The sequence below is a fragment of the Thioalkalivibrio sp. genome (genome assembly GCF_007692535.1).
GTDB lineage: Bacteria > Pseudomonadota > Gammaproteobacteria > Ectothiorhodospirales > Ectothiorhodospiraceae > Thioalkalivibrio.
Genome location: NZ_REBW01000163.1, coordinates 1 through 18,144 on the forward strand (window position 1 = coordinate 1; position 18,144 = coordinate 18,144).

Consider the following 18,144-nt stretch of genomic DNA (forward strand, 5'->3'; position numbering starts at 1 on the left):
CGGGGAGGATGCGGATGACGCACTCAGCGAAGCGCTCGAATCCATCGCGCTCTGATCGACGTGGAGTCCATGCCGCATACGCCGGTGCTGCTCGAGGCCGCGCTCGAGGCCCTGGCGATCCGTCCCGATGGAAGATACGTGGATGGCACCTTCGGGCGTGGCGGTCACAGCCGTGGGATCCTCTCGCGGCTCGGGCCGAAGGGACAACTGCTGGCAATGGACCGGGATCCCTCGGCGCTGGAAGCATCCGGGCAGCTGGCCGCAGACCCGCGCTTCTCTTTTCGGCAGGAGTCTTTTTCGCACATGGCTGAGGTCATCCGGCAACACTGGCCCGACGGGGGGGTCGATGGCGTGCTGCTGGACCTGGGGGTCTCCTCGCCGCAGCTGGACGAGCCGTCGCGCGGGTTCAGTTTCCAGCACGATGGCCCGCTGGACATGCGCATGGATCCCGGTACCGGCATCCCGGTCTCGGAATGGTTGAACCGCGCCGACGAGGCCGCGATCGCCGATGTACTGCACACCCTCGGCGAGGAGCGGTTCTCCCGTCGCATTGCCCGCGCGATCGTCGCCGCACGCCGTACCGCCCCGCTGACCCGCACGCGGGAACTGGCGGATCTGGTGCGTCGCGCGGTGCCGCGTTCCGAGCCGGGTCGGCATCCCGCGACGCGGACCTTCCAGGCTCTGCGCATCCACATCAACGACGAGCTCGGGGAACTGCGCACCTGGCTGGACACCATTCCCGATGTGCTGGTCACCGGGGCGCGTCTCGCGGTGATCAGCTTCCATTCGCTGGAGGATCGGCTGGTCAAGCGCGCCTTCCAGGGGCGATCGGACGCGCCCCGCCCGCCGCGTGGGCTCCCCATCCTTCCCGAGGCGACCCGTCCGCGGCTACGGATGGTCGGCAAGCCAGTGCGCCCCGACGCCGCGGAGTGCCAACGCAACCCGCGCGCACGATCGGCCGTGTTGCGGGTCGGCGAGCGCAACCCATGAGCCGGACCCTGATTCTCCAGATCCTGCTGGCGGCGTTCGTCTTCGCATCCGCGGTCGGCGTGGTCGTGGCGCGACACGAGGCACGGCAGGCCTTCATCGATCACCAGGCCGGACTGAATGAGCGCGATGCCCTGAACCTCGAGTGGACCCAGCTGCAGCTGGAACAGGCGACCTGGGCGACACAGGCGCGGATCGAGGCCGCCGCGCGCGACCGCCTGGGCATGATCCAGCCCGGTCCGGACCGCATCGTGTACGTGGAGGGCCGCACGTGGGCGCGCTGAAACGCCAGGTGAGCCACTGGCGCCTGAAGGTTCTGGCGTCGGGCCTGCTCGTAATGACTGCCCTCCTGCTTCTGCGGGCCATGGACCTGCAGGTCCTGAAGCAGGATTTCCTCCAGGGGCAGGGGGAGGCCCGACAGGTGCGCACCATCGTGGAGCCTGCATACCGCGGCTTGATCACCGACCGGAACGGCGAACCGCTCGCCATCTCGGGCCCGGTGGAGACGGTGTGGGCGCATCCAGGAGAATTGCTTGCCGCCGTGCATCGTTTGCCCGAACTGGCGCGGGTCCTCGAGATGGAGGCCACCGTGCTGCGTGCCCGTCTCGAGCAGCGGGCGAACCGGGAATTCATCTATCTGAGGCGCCAGTTGCCACCCGAGCAGGCGCAGCAGGTGGCAGCACTGGAGGTGCCCGGGGTCGCGCTGATGCGCGAATTCCGACGCTATTACCCCCACGGCGAGGCGTCGGCGCACATCGTCGGGTTCACCGATATCGACGAGCAGGGCCAGGAGGGGATGGAGCTGGCCTTCGACGGCTGGCTCGCGGGCCGCCCCGGCTCGAAGCGCGTGTTGCGCGATCGGCATGGTCAGAAGATCCGTGACGTTGCGAGCATCCTTCCGGCGCGAGACGGCAACGACCTGCGTCTCACTATTGATCAACGCCTGCAATACCTCGCCTACCGTGAACTGAAGGCGGCGGTGCAGTCGCACAACGCCATAGGCGGTTCCGCGGTGCTGGTGGACGCGCGCTCGGGTGACATCCTCGCCATGGTCAATCAGCCGGGTTTCAATCCGAACAACCGCGCCCAGCTCGATCTGTCCATGACCCGCAACCGAGTCGCGACCGATACGCTGGAACCGGGATCGGTGATCAAGCCCTTTACCGTAGCGGTGGCGCTGGAGACCGGTACCGTCAGCCCGGACGTGCAGCTCGACACCGCCCCCGGCACCATGCGCGTTGGCCGCCACACCGTGCGCGATATCCGCAATTTCGGGCGCATCGATCTGACCACGCTGATCTCACGCTCCTCCAACGTCGGTTCCACACAGCTCGCGCTCGAGACCCCGCCGGCCGATTTCTGGCGCATGCTGCATCAGGCCGGTTTCGGGCGCTCGCTGGGAACCGGGCTTCCCGGTGAGGCCGGGGGGGTGCTGCGTGATTTTCCGACCTGGCGCCGGGTCGAGCTGGCGACACTGGGTTACGGATACGGCCTTTCGGTGACCCCGCTGCAGCTGGCCGCGGCCTACACGGCGTTTGCCAATGACGGCTACCGTGTGCCGCTGCGCCTGGTCGAGGCGGCCGGCGACGAGCGCCAGCCAGAGCCGGTGATGCGCGCCGATACCGCGCACCAGCTGCTGGCCATGATGGAACACGTCACCGGCCCGGAGGGCACCGCCCGGCAGGCAAGAATTCATGGCTACCGGGTGGCGGGCAAGACCGGCACCAGCCGCAAGGCTACAGCCGGCGGCTATGCCAAGGATCGGTACCAGTCGGCCTTCGTCGGCCTGGCGCCGGTGTCGAATCCGCGCTTCGTGATGGCGGTCGTCATCGACGAGCCCAGTGCAGGCGTCTATTACGGCGGCGCTGTCGCGGCGCCGGTGTTTGCCCGGGTGATGGAGAGTGCCCTGCGTCTCTTCAACGAGCCCCCGGACAACCTCGGCGAGCACGGTTTGCGGATGGCGCTGGAGCGCCGGGGGCCGGCGTCATGACGGCATCCGCATTGCCGCTCTCGCGTCTTCTGCCCGAACGTCAGGGGCTGCCCGACGTCGCCGTGAACGACCTCAGCATGAGCAGTCTGGGTCTGGTTCCCGGTGCGGCTTTCGTTGCCCTGCGCGGTACCCGCGCTCATGGTCTCGATTTCGCTTCGCGGGCCCTGGAGCAGGGCGCCGTCGCGGTGCTCTGGGACGAGGGCAACGGTGAGCCGCCGCCGGACCCGCGCTTCGTGCACGTGCCGCAACTGCGGCGGCGGCTGCCGGAACTGGCGCGCAGGCTGTTCGGCGCCTGGCCCGAGGAACGGCCGCTGATCGCCATCACCGGTACCGACGGCAAGACGTCGGTGAGCCATCAGCTCAGCACCGCACTGACCCACCTCGGACTGCGCTGCGCCGTGATTGGAACGCTGGGGGTTGGTACGCCGGAGACTCTCTCGCCGACGGGGCATACGACCCCCGACGTGCTGGAACTCCACCGCCACCTCGCGGAACTAGCGCGCGCCGGGTTCGACGCTGTCGCACTGGAGGCATCGTCCCATGCGCTGGTGCAGGGTCGCCTGGAGGGACTGCGGCCGCGGGTGGCGGTTCTGACTCACCTGGGCCGGGACCACCTCGATTACCACGGTTCGCTGGCCGCGTATGCCGACGCCAAGGCCCTGCTGTTCCGCACGCACGGCCTGCACGCGATGGTGCTGAATCTCGACGATGAGCTGGGTCGCCGGTTGCTGGCCGAACATTGCACGCGGCCGGGGCAGCCGGGCTGCTGGACCTACGGCCAGCACGACGCACCGGACCTGCCCGGCGCCAGGGAGCGCCACATCCAGGCGCGGAACATCAATGCGTCCGTTCAGGGGCTGCGCTTCGAGGTGCAGGTCGGTCCATTCCGGGGCCAGGTCAACACGCCGCTTTTTGGCGCCTTTCAGGTCGCCAACCTGCTTGCCACGCTGGGAACGTTGCTGGCACTGGGGCAACCGCCGGCGCGTGCGTTCGCCGCACTGAGTGCGGTGCGGGGTGTTCCCGGGCGCATGGAGCGGTTCATCAAGGCGGGGGGGCCGGTGCTGGTGGTGGACTACGCACACACCGCCCGGGCGCTGGAGTCGGTATTGCTGGCCCTGCGTCCACATGTCGTTGGCAGACTCTGGGTGGTCTTCGGTTGCGGCGGCAACCGGGACCGTGGCAAGCGTCCGGCCATGGGCGAAGTGGCGGCGCGGTTGTCCGACGAGGTGATCGTCACCGACGACAATCCTCGCGACGAGTCTCCCGCCGCCATCCGCCGGGCCGTCCTCGATGGCTGTGCCGGCCCCGCCCCGGTGCGTGAGATCGGTGATCGCGCCCAGGCCATCCGCACCGCCATGGCCGAGGCCGAAGCCGGCGACATCGTCCTGATCGCCGGCAAGGGACACGAGGCAATCCAGATCATCGCCGGCGTCGAGCACCCGTTCAGCGACCGGGAACTTGCGCTACGGCTCACGGCCGGGGGCGGGCAGGTATGATCACCGTGGACACCGGCGAACTGGCCCGCCTGGTCGATGGACGTCTTCACGGTGCCGCCGAGGTACGCATCCGGGGCGTCAACACGGATTCGCGCAAGGCGCTGGAGCAGTCGCTGTTCGTCGCGATTCGCGGCGAACGTTTCGATGGTCACGACTTCATCGGTCCCGACCTGGAGGCGGCAGCCCTGCTGGTCGAGCACGGCGTCGACGATCCCCGGCCGCAGGTGGTGGTCGGCGACACCCTGGAAGCGCTGGCGCGGCTCGCGAGCGCGTGGCGGGCCCGCTCCCCGGCAAGGGTCGTCGCGCTGACGGGTTCCAACGGCAAGACCACGACGAAGGAAATGCTGCGCGCAATTCTGGCCCGGGCCGGTTCCGTGCACGCCACCCAGGGAAATCTGAACAACCATATCGGTGTTCCCCTGACGCTGCTTGCGATGCCGCCCACGGTGGACTACGCCGTGATCGAGATGGGCGCGAATCATGCCGGAGAGATCGCGCGGCTGACGCGCTGGACCCGGCCCCATGTCGCACTGATCACCAACGCCGGACGTGCCCACCTGGATGGCTTCGGCAGCCTGGAGGGAGTGGCGCGGGCCAAGGGGGAGATCTTCGAGGGGCTTCCGGACCAGGGCGGCACCGCCGTGATCAACCTCGACGATCGTTTTGCCGAATACTGGCTGTCGCTGAACCGACACCACCGATGCCTCGGTTTTTCGCTGGAGGGCAGGGGTGAAATCCAGGGTGTCTGGCAGGATCCGGACCGCCTGGAGCTCGGCGTTCAGGGCGCCCTGCGCGACCTGGTGCTCGCTGTACCGGGGCGGCACATGGCGCAGAACGCGTTGGCCGCGGCCGCGGCGGCCAGCGCCCTCGGTTGCGGCATCGACACCATCGTGGCGGGCCTCGTCGCCTGGCGCCCGGTCGCGGGTCGACTGCGTGCCTACCGGGACCGCTCCGGCGCACGGGTCTGGGACGACACCTACAACGCCAATCCGGAAAGCCTTGCCGCGGCGCTGCAGGTGTTGTCCGCCCAGGAAGGGATCCGGGTGCTGGTCCTGGGTGACATGAACGAGCTCGGCCGCGAGGCCGAGGCCCTGCATGCCGAGATGGGGCAGAGGGCCCGGAGCATGGGCATCCACCACCTGCTCGCGCTGGGCTCGATGACCCCGGCGGCGGTGGAGGCCTTTGGCAAGGGCGCGGCCTGGTTCCCGAACCACGCCGAACTGCTCCCTGCACTGCGGGAGCTGCTGCAGCCAGGTACCGCAGTGCTGGTGAAGGGTTCCCGCAACCAACACATGGAGGACATCCTCACCGGGCTCGATCTGCAGCCTGCCGGGTCAACCGAGGGGGTGGCCGATGCTGCTGGCGCTGGCTGAATATCTCGCGAGGTATCACACGGGATTCACGGTCTTTCAGTACCTGACGCTGCGCTCGATCCTCGGGGTCGTCACCGCGTTGGTCATCGCGCTGCTGGTCGGGCCGGCAATGATCCGGCGTCTGACCATTCAGAAGATCGGCCAGCAGATCCGCAGTGACGGACCCGAATCCCATCTGTCCAAGGCCGGTACGCCGACGATGGGCGGCGCCCTGATTCTGGTGGCGGTGGCGGTGGCGACCCTCCTGTGGAGCGATCTCGGGAACCGCTTCGTCTGGATCGTCCTGCTGACCACACTGGCCTTCGGTGCACTCGGCGGCTGGGATGACTATCTGAAGCTCCGCTATGGCAACAGCCAGGGGCTGCGCGCTCGCTCCAAGCTGGCGTGGCAGACCGTCTTCGCGATCATTGCCGCGCTCGTGATCCTCGGGACCGCGCAGTCGCCGGTGGAGACCACCTTCTACGTGCCCGTGTTCAAGGACGTGGAAATCCATCTGGTCTGGTGGCTTTTCATCCCGTTGGTCTGGCTCGTCGTCGTCGGTTCCTCGAACGCGGTGAACCTGACCGACGGCCTGGACGGGCTGGCGATCATGCCCGCGGTGCTGGTCGCAGGCGCCCTGGGCGTCTTTGCGTACGCGGCGGGCCACGCGATCTTTTCGGAGTACCTCGGCATCCCGGCGGTACCGGGAGTGGGCGAGGTGGTCGTGTTCGCGGCGGCGCTGGTCGGCGCTGGCCTGGGTTTCCTCTGGTTCAACGCCTATCCGGCGCAGGTGTTCATGGGCGATGTCGGGGCGCTCGCACTGGGCGCGGCCCTGGGCATGCTCGCCATCCTGTCGCGCCAGGAACTGGTGCTGCTGATCATGGGTGGTGTCTTCGTGATCGAGACCGTCTCGGTGATGCTGCAGGTGGCCTCGTACAAGCTCACCGGGCGGCGCATGTTCCGCATGGCTCCCATTCACCATCACTTCGAACTCAAGGGCTGGCCGGAGCCGCGCGTGATCGTGCGCTTCTGGATCCTCACCGTGGTGTTCGTACTGATCGGTCTGGCCACGTTGAAGATCCGATGATCCGCGCAGCCATCAATCCGCAGGGGAAAGACCTGATCGTCGGTCTGGGCGAAACGGGCCTGTCGGTCGCACGCCACCTGGCGTCCCGCGGGGCTTCCTTCGCAGTCACCGATACCCGCGATGAACCCGCCGGCCTGGGCCGGCTGGCACGGATCCCGGGAGCGGAGCATGCCTGGGCCGGCCCCCTGTCGGGGCTCGACCCATCGCGCTGGCAGCGCGTCATCGTCTCGCCGGGGGTTCCCGTTTCCCTGCCGGCACTGGCGCAGGCGGCGGCGGCAGGCGTCGAGCTCATCGGCGACATCGAACTCTTCGCCGGTGCCGCACCGGGTCCGATCATCGGCATCACCGGCTCCAACGGCAAGAGCACGGTGACCGCGCTGGTCGGTGAACTCCTGCGGGCACAGGGGTACGGGGTCGCGGTGGGCGGTAACTTCGGAACGCCGGCGCTGGATCTGCTCGAAAGCGACGCGGACCTGTACGTGCTGGAACTCTCGAGCTTCCAGCTGGAGACCACCGACAGCCTGCATGCGGCGAGTGCGGGGATCCTCAACATTTCCGCGGACCATATGGACCGTTATCCCGACCTGGCGGCCTATGCCGCGGCGAAGGCGCGGATCCTTGCGGGCGCCAGGCGTGCCGTGCTGGGCCGCGCCGAACCCCTCCTTCAGGCATTGGCGGAGGCTGGCAACGCAGTGACGTTTGGCGTTGATGTGCCGCCGGGCCCGGAGGACTTCGGCCTGCTGGACGTGGAGGGGGCGCCCTGGCTGGCTCGGGGTCGCACACCGCTGCTGGCGGCCGGGGAACTGAGGTTGCAGGGCCACCACAACTGGCTCAATGCTCTGGCCGGTCTCGCTCTGGCCTGGCCCTGGGTGAGGGAAACCGAACCGGCCATCGAGGTCCTGCGCCGCTTTGCCGGCCTGCCGCACCGGTCGCAGCCGGTGGGCCGGCACGACGGGGTCGAATACATCGATGATTCCAAGGGCACCAACGTCGGCGCGTCGCTGGCGGCGATCCGCGGCGTCACCGGACCGCTGATCCTGATCGCGGGCGGGCAGGGCAAGGGTCAGGACTTCGTCCCGCTCGCGGATGCGCTGGTCGGCAAGGCGCGTGGTGTGGTGCTGCTGGGCGTCGATGCACCGGCCATTGCGCAGGCGCTCAACGCCGCAGTCCCCGTGCAGCGCGTGGACAGTATCGAAGAGGCCGTCGTGCGCGCCGCGCAATGGGCCGAGCCGGGGGATACGGTCCTGCTGTCGCCGGCCTGCGCCAGCCTCGACATGTTCGCCAGCTACGCGGAACGCGGAAACCGGTTTGCCGCCGCGGTACGGGGGCTGGGCTCATGATCCGGCAACTGGCGCTGCCCCCTCTCACATCCTCACGGCTCGCTGCGGGCATCGATGCCCCGTTGGTGCTTGCGGTGCTGGCACTGCTGGGGCTCGGTCTGGTGATGGTCGCTTCCTCGTCCCTGGACCTCGCTGCCCGCAATTTCAACAATCCTTACCATTTTTTCCATCGTCAGCTCCTTTTCGCCGTCATCGGCGCGGTGGCGGCGGTGTTTTTCGCGGCGGTTCCGTTGCGCCGGTGGGAGAGCGCGGGGCCATTGCTGCTGCTCCTGATCATGATGCTGCTGATCGCCGTCCTGTTGCCCGGGGTGGGCCGGACCGTGAACGGCGCGACGCGCTGGATCCCGCTGGGCGTTTTCAACCTCCAGGTCTCCGAGCCCGTGAAGCTGCTGGTGGTCCTGTACCTGTCCGGCTACATCGTTCGCCACTTCGCCAACCTTCGTCTGCATTTTGTCGGGTTCGTGCGGCCGCTGATCGTGCTCGGGCTGGGGACCGTGCTGCTGCTGCTGCAGCCCGATTTCGGCGGGGCCGTGATCATGCTCGCGATCGGCATGGGGATGCTGTTCCTGGCGGGGGCGAAGCTGTGGCAGTTCCTTGCCCTGGGAGCCACCATCCTCGCTGCGATGAGCGTGCTCGCGTTGGCGACTCCGTACCGTGTCGCGCGACTCACTGCCTTCCTGGATCCCTGGCAGGATCCCTTTGCGACCGGCTTCCAACTGACCCAGTCGCTGATCGCCATCGGCTCCGGATCCTGGCTGGGAACCGGTCTGGGAGGCAGTGTGCAGAAACTCTTCTATCTGCCCGAGGCCCACAACGATTTCCTGTTCGCAGTGTTCGCCGAGGAGTTCGGTTTCGTTGGCGTGGTGGTGCTGATCGCGCTGTTCGCTGTCGTGGTCTGGCGCGCGTTCGTGATCGGATTGCTCGCGGAGCGGGGTGGACATGCCTACGGGTCCCATGTGGCCTTCGGCATCGGCATCTGGATCGGCCTCCAGGCGGCGGTGAATATCGGGGTGAACATGGGCCTGCTCCCGACCAAGGGCCTGACGCTGCCGTTCCTGAGCTACGGTGGCAGTTCACTGATCGTGACGCTGGCCGCCATCGGGTTGTTGCTGCGGGTGTACTGGGAGGCCCAGGTGCCCGTACCAAAAGTTCGCGGGGGTGTCCGGTGAGCGCGCCTTCGCCTCTCATCCTGGTGATGGCCGGTGGCACCGGCGGTCATGTATTCCCGGGTCTGGCGCTCGCCGCGGCTCTGCGCGAACGCGGCTGTCGCGTCTCCTGGCTGGGAACGTCCCAGGGCATCGAGGCCCGGCTCGTGCCCGAGGCTGGCATCGAACTGCACACGCTGCCGATTGCCGGCCTGCGCGGGAAGGGTCTCGCGAGCCGTGTGCTCGCTCCCTGGCGCCTCGGCATCTCGCTCTGGGCGGCCCTGGTGTTGATGATCCGGCTGCGTCCGCAGGTCGTTGTCGGTTTCGGAGGCTTCGCCACAGGACCCGGCGGATTGATGGCCTCGGCGCTGGGTCGGCCGCTGCTGGTGCATGAACAGAACGCCGTGGCCGGACTGACCAACCGCTGGCTGGCCCGGATCGCCGACCAGGTCTTCGCCGGCTTCCCCGACAGCTTCCCCGAGTCCGTTGGCTGCCGGACGATCGGCAACCCGGTCCGGCGGAAGATCGTGGATCTTGCGCCGCCCGGGGAGCGCTGGGCCAGTCGCAAGGGGCGCCTGCGGCTCCTGGTCCTGGGCGGCAGCCTGGGTGCGAGAACGCTGAACGAGGTGGTGCCGGCGGCGCTGTCGTCGCTTCCTGCGGAACAACGGCCGCTGGTGCGTCACCAGGCGGGTGAGCGGACCCTGGACGTCGCCCTCGACGCCTACCGGGAAGCCGGCGTCGATGCCGAGGTCACGGCCTTTATCGAGGACGTGGCCGAGGCCTATGGTTGGGCGGACCTGGTGATCTGCCGGGCGGGAGCCCTGACCGTCGCCGAAGTCGCCGCGGCCGGCATACCCGCCGTGTTCGTGCCGTATCCGCATGCGGTGGACGATCACCAGACCGCGAATGCCGGTTTCCTGGTCGCTGCGGGCGCGGCCTGGTGTATCCAGGACGTCGATCTGACGCCGCAGCGACTGGCCGGTCTGCTGGGTGGGCTGCGGCGCGAGGCGCTGCTGGATCGGGCGGAACGGGCCCGGGCGGAAGCCCGGCCCGATGCGGTGCGGCATCTGGCTGAGGCCTGCCTCGAGGCAGTGCCGGCAAACCGGCGGAGGGCTGCCTGATGTACACCCCGAAACCATCCCGGCAGGCCATGCGCAGGATCGGCAGGATTCACTGTGTCGGCATCGGCGGTTCCGGGATGGGCGGAATTGCCGAGGTTCTGCACCAGCTCGGGTATCACGTCTCGGGTTCGGACCTGCAGGACTCGGCCATGACCCGCCGTCTGGCCCGGCTGGGTATCCTGATCACCCGGGCGCACGAGGCGGGCAACGTGACCGAGGCCGACGTGGTGGTCGTATCCACCGCGATCGACCCGGGCAACCCGGAAGTGCGCGCGGCGCGGGAGCGGGGCATCCCGGTCGTGCGCCGCGCCGAGATGCTGGCGGAACTCATGCGGTTCCGCTTCGGTATCGCCGTTGCGGGCACCCATGGCAAGACCACCACCACCAGCCTGATCGCAAGCATCCTGGCCGAGGCGGGGCTCGACCCCACCTTCGTGATTGGCGGGCGACTGAACAGCAGTGCCAGCCACTCCAGTCTCGGCGAGGGCGATTACCTGGTCGCAGAGGCCGACGAGAGCGATGCGTCTTTCCTGCACCTGCAACCGATGATCAGCGTGGTCACCAACATCGATGCCGACCACCTTGCCACCTACCAGGGCGATTTCGGCCGCCTGCGCGCCACCTTCCTGGAATTCCTGCATCACCTGCCGTTCTACGGGCTTGCGGTCCTCTGTGCCGACGACCCCGAAGTGCGTTCGCTACTGGATCGACTCGAGCGGCCGCGATTGACCTATGCGATTGAACGCCCTGCCGACGTGCGCGCGCTGAATCTGCGCCAGGTCGGCATCCAGACCCATTTCGACCTGCACCTGCCGGACCTCGCGCCGTTCCCGGTCACGCTGAATCTGCCCGGGCGGCACAATGTTCTGAACGCGCTCGCCGCGGCTGCAGTCGCGCATGAACTGGAGGTGGTCCCGGAGGTCCTGCAGCGCTCGCTGGAGGGATTCCAGGGTATCGGGCGCCGATTCCAGGTACAGGAGTGCCCCATCCCGGGCGGCGCAGTGACCCTGGTCGACGACTACGGTCACCACCCGCGGGAGATTGCCGCGACGCTCGAGGCCGCACGCGCCGCATGGCCAGGGCGCCGGATTCTGCTGGTCTTCCAGCCCCACCGGTTCACCCGTACCCGTGATCTCTTCGAGGACTTCGCCGAGGTCCTGTCCAGTCCGGACGGCCTGGTGCTGCTCGACATCTACCGTGCCGGGGAGACGCCGATCCCCAGCGCGGACGGGCGCAGCCTGGCGCGTGCCATTCGCCTTCGGGGCAGGGTCGAGCCGGTGTTCGTGGAGTCGGTGGGCGATGTGCCAAAGGTGCTCAAGGGTCTGTTGTCCCCCGACGACGTGGTGATCACCCAGGGTGCGGGCGACATCGGCCAACTCGCGGCGCGCCTGCCGCTGGTGCTGCGTGGGGAGGCCGCATGCTGACGCATCTCGCCAATCTCCGCGTGCGCGGGCGGCTCGAGCGCAACGTGCCGCTGGCGACCATGACCTCCTGGCGCGTCGGTGGGCCTGCCGACTGGTTGTTCGAGCCTGAGGATGCGGATGACCTCGCGCATTTCCTCGCCTCGATCCCCGAGTCCATGCCGCGGATCCTGCTGGGGCTGGGCAGCAACGTGCTGATCCGGGACGGGGGCATCGAGGGCGTGGTGATTCATCTTGCGGGCACGCTGAACCAGCGTCTGCGGCTGGACCCGGAGCGCGTGGAGCTGGGGGCGGGGCTGGCCTGCCCCCAGGCCGCCCGTTTCTGCGCAAGCGAGGGACTGACCGGGGCGGAGTTCCTGGCCGGCATACCGGGGACCGTGGGCGGCGCCCTGGCGATGAACGCCGGGGCCTGGGGCGGCGAGATCTGGCCCCTGGTGGAATGGGCCGAGACCGTGGATTGCAGGGGGCTCCGCCATGTGCGCACGTCCGCCGATTACCAGATTGCCTATCGCAGCGTGCGCGGCAGCGAGAGCGAATTCTTTCTGCGGGCGGTGCTGCGGCTGCAGCCGGGCGATGCGACCGCCGCGAAGGAGCGTATCCAGGTGCTGCTGCGCGAACGCGCCGAGAAGCAGCCGCTGGGTCTGCCGTCCTGCGGCTCGGTCTTTCGCAATCCCGAGGGCGGTCATGCCGCCGCGCTGATCGAGCAGGCGGGCCTGAAGGGCCTGCAGCGCGGCGCCGCCGAGGTCTCGCGCAAGCACGCGAATTTCATCACCCATGACGGCAGCGCCACAGCGGCCGATATCGAATGGCTGATCCAAGAGGTGCAGGCGCGGGTCGAGGCCCGGTTCAACATCAGACTGCTGCCCGAGGTTCGGGTGATCGGTCGCACGGAGGAGCATCCATGATGCGAGCATCGGAAAGGGTCCGTCGCTACGGTCGCGTGGCCGTTCTGATGGGAGGCTGGTCGGACGAGCGGGAGATTTCGCTGGCCAGCGGTGACGCGGTGCTGCAGGCGCTGTTGCGCAGCGGGGTCGATGCGGTTCCGATCGACCTGACGGTCGAGCGGGCGCGTGGTCTCGATCTGCTCGGTTTCGATCGCGCGTTCATCGCGCTGCACGGCACCGGAGGCGAGGACGGAACGATCCAGGGTTGCCTCGATGTTGCCGGTGTTCCCTACACGGGTTCCGGGGTGCTGGGGTCGGCACTGGGCATGGACAAGCTGGCCTGCAAGCGCCTCTGGTCGGGGACAAGCCTGCCCAGCGCGCCCTACCGGCTGCTTTCGCCGGACTTCGATCCCGAGGCGGTGGCCGATGCACTGGGCCTGCCGCTGATCGTCAAGCCGTCGCGCGGCGGCTCGAGCCTTGGGTTGACCCGTGTGGAAGGGGCCGATGAACTGATCGCCGCCTACGCGGAGGCCGGTCGGCATCCTGGTGCGGTCTTCGCCGAGCAATGGATCGTTGGCAGGGAATATACCGTGGCCATCCTGGGCAACGAGCCGCTCCCCGTGATCCAGATCGAAACGCCGGGACGGTTCTACGACTATCACGCGAAATACGAGGCCGATACCACGCGCTATCTCTGCCCCCCTCCGCTGGAGTCCAGCGCTCTGATCGAGCTGCAGACCCTGGCGCTGAGCGCCTTCGCGGCCATTGACGGATACGGCTGGGGCCGGGTCGATCTGCTGCAGGACGCGCATGGGGAGAACTACCTGATCGAGGTGAACACCGTACCGGGCATGACCGGCCACAGCCTGGTACCCAAGGCAGCCGCACAGGCCGGGATCGGTTTCGATGAGCTCTGCCTGCGCATCCTGGACACCAGCTTCCATAACGAGGACGCGCCTGATGCGTAACCGCCGTCGGCAGAAGCCGCAGCATCTCCTGCTCCGGGCCCGCCCGGCACTCGGGGTGGGGCTGCGCCTGGCGGCCGGGATGGCGTTGGCCGCGGTGCTGGTCCTGACTGCGGGTTTGTTGGCCCGCATGGATCTGGACAGTCTGCTGCGGCTGGACCGCGTGCAGTTGGTGGGAGACCTGCGGCACCTGCCGGCGGACGAGGTCGAGGCCGTCCTCGCGGGTCACCTCCGGGGCTTCTTTGTGCTGGACCTGGACGAAGTGCACCAGGACCTGGTCGCGCTGCCCTGGGTGGAATCCGTACGGCTGCGCAAGCGCTGGCCGGACACGCTGGAGGTCACGATCACGGAGCCGGTGCCGGTGGCCCGCTGGGGCGGTGAGCGCCTGGTGGATCGTCATGGCGAGGTCTTCGGGCCGGTGGATCTTGCAGCCTGGGACTTCCTTCCTGCGCTGGAGGGGGGAGCGGGACGCCAGGTCCAGTTGATGCACCGCTATCTGGAGGTCTCCGCACGCCTCGCCGACGTCGGACTCGCCGTGTCCGGCGTAAGCGAGAACCCCCGGCAGGCCTGGACCATTCACCTCGATGACGGCGGGCAGATCCTGATGGGGCGCGACGGTGATCTCGCCCGCCTGGATCAACTGGTGCCCCTGATGCCGGTATTGCGCGAGCACGACGCCGCGCCGCTGGCGCGCGTGGACCTGCGCTACCCGCGGGGTGCCGCCGTCGTCTGGCAGACGGCGGCCGCTCCGGGAGAAACGGAAGGAACGATTCAATGAGACGCAAGACAGGACGCAACGTGATGGCGAAGAAGGCGGAACAGGGCCTGATAGTCGGACTGGACATCGGGACCTCGAAGATCGAGGCCGTCGTCGGTGAGGTCAATGACGACGGCGTCATCGAGATCATCGGCATCGGCTCTTCGCCATCGTACGGACTGAAGAAGGGGGTCGTCGTCAACATCGAATCGACGGTGCAGTCGATCCAGCGCGCCGTGGAGGAAGCCGAATTGATGGCCGGCTGCGAGATCCACTCGGTCTACACCGGTATCGCCGGCAGTCACATCAAGAGCTACAACTCCACCGGCGTGGTGGCGATCCGGATGCAGGAGGCCAGCCTGGGTGATGTCGAGCGTGTGATCGATGCCGCCCGCGCGATCGCGATTCCCGCCGATCAGCGCATCCTCCACGTGCTGCCGCAGGAATACATCATCGACGGGCAGGAGGGGATACGCGATCCGATCGGGATGTCGGGGGTGCGCCTCGAGGCGCGGGTGCATCTGGTCACCGGCGCGGTCTCCGCTGCCCAGAACATCGTCAAGTGCGTGGAGCGCTGCGGGCTGCGGGTGGACGACATCATCCTCGAACAGCTGGCCTCGAGTTATGCGGTCCTCACCGAGGACGAGAAGGACCTGGGCATCTGCCTGGTGGACATCGGCGGCGGCACCACGGACATCGCGGTATTCGCCAACGGGGCGATCGCGCACACCGCGGTGATTCCGATCGCGGGAGACCAGGTCACCAACGACATCGCGGTCGCCCTGCGCACGCCGACGCAGTACGCCGAGGAGATCAAGGTCAAGTATGCCTGTGCATTGCGTCAGCTCGCCGATCCCGGCGAGACGATCGAGGTGCCGGGCGTCGGCGACCGGCCCGCACGCCGGCTCTCGCGGCAGACCCTGGCATCGGTGGTCGAGCCACGTTACGAGGAACTGCTGCAGTTGGTGCAGGCGGAGCTTCGCCGCTCGGGCTCGGAGGAGCTGATCGCCGCCGGCGTGGTCCTGACCGGTGGTTCCGCGCGGATGGAGGGTGTGGTGGATCTGGCCGAGGAGGTCTTCCACATGCCCGTGCGCCTGGGTATGCCGCATAGCGTCAGCGGGCTGATCGACGTGGTTCGCAACCCGATTCATTCCACCGGCGTGGGTCTGCTGCTGTACGCGCAGCAGGCCCGGGCCGAACACGAGGCGCGTCCGGTCGATACCGGCTTCCAGGGCGTCTGGATGCGCATGAAGAACTGGTTTTCGGGGCACTTCTGATCCCGAGGGGCAGACCCTGGCGGCCCGCTCGCCGACAGGGGCTTTGTAACTTGAAATCAACCTGCGACAAGAGGACACAACCATGACATTCGAACTGATGGATACCTTCACCCAGAGCGCCACGATCAAAGTCATCGGTGTCGGTGGCGGAGGCGGGAACGCTGTACAGCACATGGTCTACTCGCAGCTCGAAGGCGTGGACTTCATCTGCGCCAACACCGACGCGCAGGCCCTGAAGAGCCTTGGCGCCAAGACCCTTCTGCAGTTGGGCGGGGACATCACCAAGGGGCTGGGCGCCGGCGCGGACCCTGCGGTAGGCCGTGAGGCCGCGCTGGAGGATCGCGAGCGCATCCAGGAACTGTTGCAGGGTGCCGACATGGTCTTCATCACCGCCGGCATGGGCGGCGGCACCGGCACCGGGGCGGCACCCGTGGTTGCCCAGATCGCCAAGGAAATGGGCATCCTCACCGTGGCGGTCGTCACCAAGCCCTTCCCGTTCGAGGGCAAGAAGCGCATGCAGGTGGCGATGGCCGGCATCAAGGCGCTGACCGAGCAGGTCGATTCGCTGATCACCATTCCGAACGAGAAGCTGCTCACCGTACTGGGCAAGAACACCAGCCTCCTCGACGCGTTCAAGGCGGCCAACGATGTTCTGTTCGGGGCCGTGCAGGGTATTGCCGAGCTGATCACCCGGCCCGGTCTGATCAACGTGGACTTCGCCGACGTGCGCAATGTGATGCGGGAGATGGGCATGGCGATGATGGGCACTGGCACTGGCACTGGCGAGGATCGTGCCCGGCAGGCTGCGGAGGCGGCGATCGCCAGCCCGCTGCTGGAGGACATCGATATCTCCGGTGCGCGCGGCATCCTGGTCAACGTCACCGGTGGCCTGGATGTCGGTATCGGCGAGTTCGAGGAAGTGGGCGAGGCGGTGAAGGCCCTGGCCTCGGAGGACGCCACCGTGGTGGTCGGTACGGTGATCGATCCCGAGATGAAGGACGAACTGCGGGTGACCCTGGTCGCAACGGGTCTCGGCAGCCCGGTCAAGCCCGCGCAGGCGGAGCGCCCCAGCGTTCGGGTGGTCGACGCTGCACCGCGCCGCGCGGTGGGTTCCGACCTCGGAGGCCTGGAGCGTCCGACCGCGCTGCGACGTGGCGAGGGCAATCTGGCAATGGATTATGCGGGGCAGTCCGGCATCGACGTGCTGGACATTCCGGCCTTCCTGCGCAAGCAGGCCGACTGAGGCTCCGTCTATGCAGGGTGAGCGGAATCCTGCAATAATGCTGTCATTGTTGTGTGTAAGTCCGGGCCGGATCTCAGGATCCGCGCCCGGGCCGTGGCCCCCTGTCCTGGAGTGATCGTGCGTTGATCAAGCAGAGAACGCTCAAAAACAGTATTCGCGCCACGGGTGTCGGTTTGCACACCGGGGAGAAGGTCACGCTGACCTTGCGCCCCGCGGCCCCCAATACCGGGGTGATCTTCCATCGGTCCGATCTCGAGCCGCCTGTGTCGATCCCCGCAGTGGCCAAAAACGTCGGGGATACCCGCCTCTCCACCACGCTGGTCTCGGGCGACGTCCGTGTATCGACGGTGGAGCATCTGCTGTCCGCCGTGGCAGGTCTCGGTATCGATAACCTGCACGTGGATGTCAGCGCGCCGGAGGTGCCGATCATGGACGGCAGTGCCGGGCCCTTCGTGTTCCTGCTGCAGTCGGCGGGCCTGAAGGAGCAGAACGCACCCAAGAAGTTCATACGTATCAAGCGCACCGTCGAGATCCACGATGATGACAAGTGGGTACGCTTTGATCCCTACGAGGGATTCAAGGTGGGCTTCTGCATCGACTTCGAGCACCCGATGTTCACCAGCGGCAGCCAGCGTGCGGAACTGGATTTTTCCTCGACGTCCTTCGTGCGGGAGGTTGCCCGGGCCCGAACCTTCGGGTTCATGCGCGATATCGAGGCGCTGAGGGCCAACCAGCTGGCACTCGGTGGCAGCCTGGACAATGCCATCGTGCTGGATGACTTCAAGATTCTGAACGAAGACGGACTCCGTTACGAAAACGAGCTGGTCAAGCACAAGATCCTCGATGTGGTCGGGGACCTCTACCTGCTCGGCCACAGCCTCATCGGCGCTTTCACGGGGCACAAGTCGGGTCATGCGCTGAACAACCAGCTGATCCGGCAACTGGAACTCGACCAGGACGCCTGGGAGCTGGTGACCTTCGAGGACGCGTCGCAGCCCCTGCCGATCTCCTTCGGTCAGCTGACCCAGACCCTGACCGGTTAACGTCAAAGTCACGGTGCAGTTCCGTAGGTCGGGTTA

General features: G+C 67.6%; 16 protein-coding genes. All 16 read left to right on the forward strand.

Translation table 11 applies throughout. The annotated features are described in order from the left end of the window. Positions 1 to 60: 60 nt before the first annotated feature. The 16 genes from rsmH to lpxC all read left to right on the forward strand — a co-directional run bounded on the left by rsmH (position 61) and on the right by lpxC (position 18,108). A complete protein-coding gene (gene rsmH, locus EA346_RS09280; protein ID WP_296757858.1) occupies positions 61 to 990 on the forward strand; it encodes a 16S rRNA (cytosine(1402)-N(4))-methyltransferase RsmH in 930 nt (309 codons plus the stop codon). Further along, the gene (gene ftsL / locus EA346_RS09285) at positions 987 to 1,271 is read left to right on the forward strand and encodes a cell division protein FtsL (protein WP_296757861.1); all 285 of its coding nucleotides are present in this window, start codon (positions 987 to 989) and stop codon (positions 1,269 to 1,271) included. Before rsmH ends, ftsL begins: the two co-directional genes overlap by 4 nt. Next, entirely contained in the window at positions 1,259 to 2,977 is a 1,719-nt protein-coding gene (locus tag EA346_RS09290; protein ID WP_296757863.1) for a penicillin-binding protein 2, read from the forward strand. Before ftsL ends, EA346_RS09290 begins: the two co-directional genes overlap by 13 nt. After that, the gene (locus EA346_RS09295; protein WP_296757864.1) at positions 2,974 to 4,473 is read left to right on the forward strand and encodes a UDP-N-acetylmuramoyl-L-alanyl-D-glutamate--2,6-diaminopimelate ligase; all 1,500 of its coding nucleotides are present in this window, start codon (positions 2,974 to 2,976) and stop codon (positions 4,471 to 4,473) included. Before EA346_RS09290 ends, EA346_RS09295 begins: the two co-directional genes overlap by 4 nt. Next, the gene (gene murF, locus EA346_RS09300) at positions 4,470 to 5,846 is read left to right on the forward strand and encodes a UDP-N-acetylmuramoyl-tripeptide--D-alanyl-D-alanine ligase (protein ID WP_296757866.1); all 1,377 of its coding nucleotides are present in this window, start codon (positions 4,470 to 4,472) and stop codon (positions 5,844 to 5,846) included. Before EA346_RS09295 ends, murF begins: the two co-directional genes overlap by 4 nt. Continuing rightward, positions 5,827 to 6,912, forward strand: a complete 1,086-nt coding sequence (mraY, locus tag EA346_RS09305; RefSeq protein WP_296757868.1) for a phospho-N-acetylmuramoyl-pentapeptide-transferase — start codon at positions 5,827 to 5,829, stop codon at positions 6,910 to 6,912. Before murF ends, mraY begins: the two co-directional genes overlap by 20 nt. Then, positions 6,909 to 8,252: a UDP-N-acetylmuramoyl-L-alanine--D-glutamate ligase gene (murD, locus tag EA346_RS09310; protein ID WP_296757870.1), complete on the forward strand. Its 1,344-nt coding sequence runs from the start codon at positions 6,909 to 6,911 to the stop codon at positions 8,250 to 8,252. Before mraY ends, murD begins: the two co-directional genes overlap by 4 nt. Continuing rightward, positions 8,249 to 9,421, forward strand: a complete 1,173-nt coding sequence (ftsW, locus tag EA346_RS09315) for a putative lipid II flippase FtsW (RefSeq protein ID WP_296757872.1) — start codon at positions 8,249 to 8,251, stop codon at positions 9,419 to 9,421. Before murD ends, ftsW begins: the two co-directional genes overlap by 4 nt. A 26-nt stretch (positions 9,422 to 9,447) precedes the next feature. Next, a complete protein-coding gene (gene murG / locus EA346_RS09320; protein ID WP_296757887.1) occupies positions 9,448 to 10,518 on the forward strand; it encodes an undecaprenyldiphospho-muramoylpentapeptide beta-N-acetylglucosaminyltransferase in 1,071 nt (356 codons plus the stop codon). Next, a complete protein-coding gene (gene murC, locus EA346_RS09325) occupies positions 10,518 to 11,942 on the forward strand; it encodes a UDP-N-acetylmuramate--L-alanine ligase (RefSeq protein ID WP_296757874.1) in 1,425 nt (474 codons plus the stop codon). The genes murG and murC overlap by 1 nt, the downstream gene beginning before the upstream one ends. Beyond that, the gene (gene murB / locus EA346_RS09330) at positions 11,936 to 12,844 is read left to right on the forward strand and encodes a UDP-N-acetylmuramate dehydrogenase (protein WP_296757877.1); all 909 of its coding nucleotides are present in this window, start codon (positions 11,936 to 11,938) and stop codon (positions 12,842 to 12,844) included. The genes murC and murB overlap by 7 nt, the downstream gene beginning before the upstream one ends. After that, positions 12,841 to 13,791: a D-alanine--D-alanine ligase gene (locus tag EA346_RS09335; protein WP_296757878.1), complete on the forward strand. Its 951-nt coding sequence runs from the start codon at positions 12,841 to 12,843 to the stop codon at positions 13,789 to 13,791. The genes murB and EA346_RS09335 overlap by 4 nt, the downstream gene beginning before the upstream one ends. After that, on the forward strand, positions 13,784 to 14,566 hold the full coding sequence (locus tag EA346_RS09340) for a cell division protein FtsQ/DivIB (protein WP_296757879.1): 783 nt from the start codon (positions 13,784 to 13,786) through the stop codon (positions 14,564 to 14,566). The genes EA346_RS09335 and EA346_RS09340 overlap by 8 nt, the downstream gene beginning before the upstream one ends. Before the next feature lie 20 nt (positions 14,567 to 14,586). After that, on the forward strand, positions 14,587 to 15,822 hold the full coding sequence (gene ftsA / locus EA346_RS09345; protein WP_296757889.1) for a cell division protein FtsA: 1,236 nt from the start codon (positions 14,587 to 14,589) through the stop codon (positions 15,820 to 15,822). An 82-nt stretch (positions 15,823 to 15,904) separates the two neighbouring features. Further along, positions 15,905 to 17,065, forward strand: coding sequence for a cell division protein FtsZ (gene ftsZ, locus EA346_RS09350; protein ID WP_296757882.1), 1,161 nt, complete (start codon positions 15,905 to 15,907; stop codon positions 17,063 to 17,065). 122 nt (positions 17,066 to 17,187) lie between these two features. Further along, entirely contained in the window at positions 17,188 to 18,108 is a 921-nt protein-coding gene (lpxC, locus tag EA346_RS09355; RefSeq protein ID WP_296757884.1) for a UDP-3-O-acyl-N-acetylglucosamine deacetylase, read from the forward strand. Positions 18,109 to 18,144 lie beyond the last annotated feature (36 nt).